General features: G+C 59.4%; 1 protein-coding gene. It reads left to right on the top strand.

Going from position 1 to position 3,062, the window contains the following annotated elements; genetic code table 11:
* Positions 1-445: 445 nt before the first annotated feature.
* A complete protein-coding gene (locus AC5JJ6_RS06445) occupies positions 446-2,617 on the top strand; it encodes a cytochrome-c peroxidase (RefSeq protein WP_496041247.1) in 2,172 nt (723 codons plus the stop codon).
* Positions 2,618-3,062 lie beyond the last annotated feature (445 nt).

Raw genomic sequence — 3,062 nt, forward strand, 5'->3', positions numbered from 1 at the left:
GCCCTGGCCATCAGCAACCTGAACGTTTCGGCTTCCACTTATCGCGGTGAAGTTCCCAGCGGACCCACCGAGGTAGATATGCAGATGGTGCTCGAAGTCCTGGCGGTGGCAAACTCCAAGTGATGCTGCTCACCCTCTGCTGGATAGAAAACCATCCCGATGAAGTTGAAATTTGCGTAGTGAGCGGGATATTTCTTGAGTATTCATCCCGCTGGCATCCCTTTCCTTGCATAACCAGGCGAATAATCAATCTTGCGGTGACGTTTCCGGCTATTCGCTCAGGGCCAGGCAAGTCATAGGCATCAGCTGTCGAAAAAATCCTGTTATCGGAAAAATTCCCGGCAATAAAGTCGCTCCCCACACGTCATCTCCCTGAACGCGGTCCTCTGGCTTGGTTAACGGGCACAGGCGCACCCATCGAACAGGTTCCGGGAGAACATTTCCTATGCGGCTCGGTCTACGCCACTGGCTTCTATCCACCTCGACATGCCTCCTCACAGCGGTGACTGTCACGGCGATGTGGTCGTCGCTGAGCGTTGCCCAGACGATACCGGCGGATCCGGAGTTGGGCGGGGAAGTCGAGATCATCGACAACATCGAGGACACTGATCCCGAGGATGAGGTGATCGACGTCAATGAGCCGGATGACCGCCCCCTGGAGTCGCTGAAAGGCAAGGCGCCGCCGCTGCCAGACCTGACCGGCATCGTCAGGAACAAGGATTGGGCCAAAGCGGCCGGGAAAGCGCTGTTCTGGGATCAGCAGATCGGCAGCGACACCGTGGCCTGCGCCAGCTGCCATTTCCGCGCCGGGGCGGACCCCCGTGTCACCAACCAGCTGAACCCGGGATTGAACGCCGGCGACAAGATGTGGGGTTCCACCGCCGGTACGGGGCTGACGGCATCGGGACAGAAGGCCGGCCCCAACATCACCCTGAAGCCTGATGACTTCCCGTTCCGTAAGTTGCTGGATCCGAATAACGCGAAGAGCCGCGTTCTGTTTGACACCAACGACGTCTCCGCGTCGGCGGGTACTTTCGCGGGCGATTACGTCGGCACGATCGAGCGTCCGAAGCAGCAGCCGCGCGCGACCAACACGGACCGCTGCAGGAGGACTGTGGACGAGGTTTTCAACATCCTCGGCCACGGCACGCGCAAGGTTGAGCCGCGCAACTCGCCAACCGTCATCAACGCCGTGTTCTATCATCGGAACTTCTGGGACGGTCGGGCGAACAACATGTTCAGCGGTACCGGCGTGTTCGGCCTACGGGACATCCGCAACGACAAGGCCTCGCGGCTCGTCGTGCTGAAGGCGGATGGCAGCGTGGCGCTCCAGAATGTCCGATTGGAGAATGCCAGTGCCGCTTCCCAGGCGGTGGGTCCGCTGCTCAGCGATTTCGAAATGTCGTGCACCGCCCGCGCATTTGCCGATATCGGGCGTAAGATGATGGCCCAGCAGGCACTCAAGCTTCAGACGGTCAGCACCTCGGACAGTCTGTTCGGCGCGGGCGGTCCGCTGGGCGATATGGTCAGCGCCTCCATGATCGGATTGAAGTTCACTTATGGCGATATGATCAGGAACGCCTTCGCCAAGCGTTTCTGGGGATCTCCGGACAAGTTCAAGTTCGTAACCAACGCTGACAATTCGGTAAGCCTGGTCAAGGATCCTGCAGGCTACACCCAGATGGAGCTGAACTTTCCGCTATTCTTCGGCCTTACTGTGATGCTGTACGAAGCGACTCTGGTCTCGGACGACAGTCCGTTCGACCGCGGTCAGCTCACCGCCCAGCAGCAGCAGGGCAAAGCGATCTTCGAGGGCAAAGGCAAGTGCATCGCCTGCCACGACGGCCCGCTGATGTCCAAGGCCGCCCATGTATCCAGTCCGGGCAAGCAGCCCAAGCTGGTCGAGCGCATGCCGATGAGTGACGGCAATCCCTCGCTTTACGACAACGGGTTCTACAACATCGGTGTCCGTCCGGTGCAGGAGGATCTGGGCGTCGGCGGCATCGATCCCTGGGGTGCTCCGCTGTCATACTCGCGCCAGTGGATCAACGGACGCAAGGCCGACTCCTACCTGATCAACCCTTGCGACTTCGAGGTCCCGTTTCCCGGCCAGGATACAATTGCCTGCGGCGGCAACGCGGTACCGCCAGGCGTCAACCTGAAGGACGAGAGGCTGGCCGTCATGGGCGCCTTCAAAACCCCAACGCTGCGGAACGTCGCCCTGTCGCCGCCCTACTTCCACAACGGCGGTCAGGCTACCCTGCAGCAGGTGATGGCGTTCTATAATCGTGGTGGAGACTTCAACAACATCAACAAGTCCCCCGACGTCACACCTTTGGGCCTGACCCTGACCGAGCAGGACGCCCTGGTTGCCTTCATGCAGTCGCTGACCGACGAGCGGGTCCGGTGCTCACGCGCCCCCTTCGATCATCCCGAGCTGCTGATCCCGGATGGACACAGGGATGGCGTGTACAAGGCCGACGGCCGCATCGCCGACCGTCTGCGGATTCTGAAAGCGACGGGAGCAGCGGGTTATGGCTCGGCGAACTGCCCGGCCAACACGGGCAATCTCTTCGACATGGCTCGCAACATTAACGGCTTCCCGATCAAGCCGTAGGACGAAGTAGGATTTTGCTGGCGCAAGACAGCCCCGGACCTCCGAAGGTCCGGGGCTGTCTTGCGTCCTGCCAAAACCATCCTCGAAGTGGAAAATGGCCAGCTAGATCTGTGATACCCTTCTCAGTCTCCACGCATGGATGTGGGAACATCAGTGAACTCGAAACGATCTGGATCAATCCGTTCTGACCGAGTGCATAACGGCTGAGATGGTATTTGGTAGAGCGGTAAGCTTGCCCGCTCGGCATTTGGTTCTTCTCGTTCGATGGTACCGATCCAACCTTGGTCAGCATAACTTTAAAAAATATTCTGCCGATCGGCGCAGTCTGCGAAAAGAAAAGGCCGGGACGAGCCCGGCCTAAAGGTCACACTATCTGTTTGGCAACCGATCAGTCAGTCAATGCGGCGATCCACATCCAGCGTTGTCTGGACATTCACGGTCGTGT

The organism is Skermanella sp., from assembly GCF_059503625.1.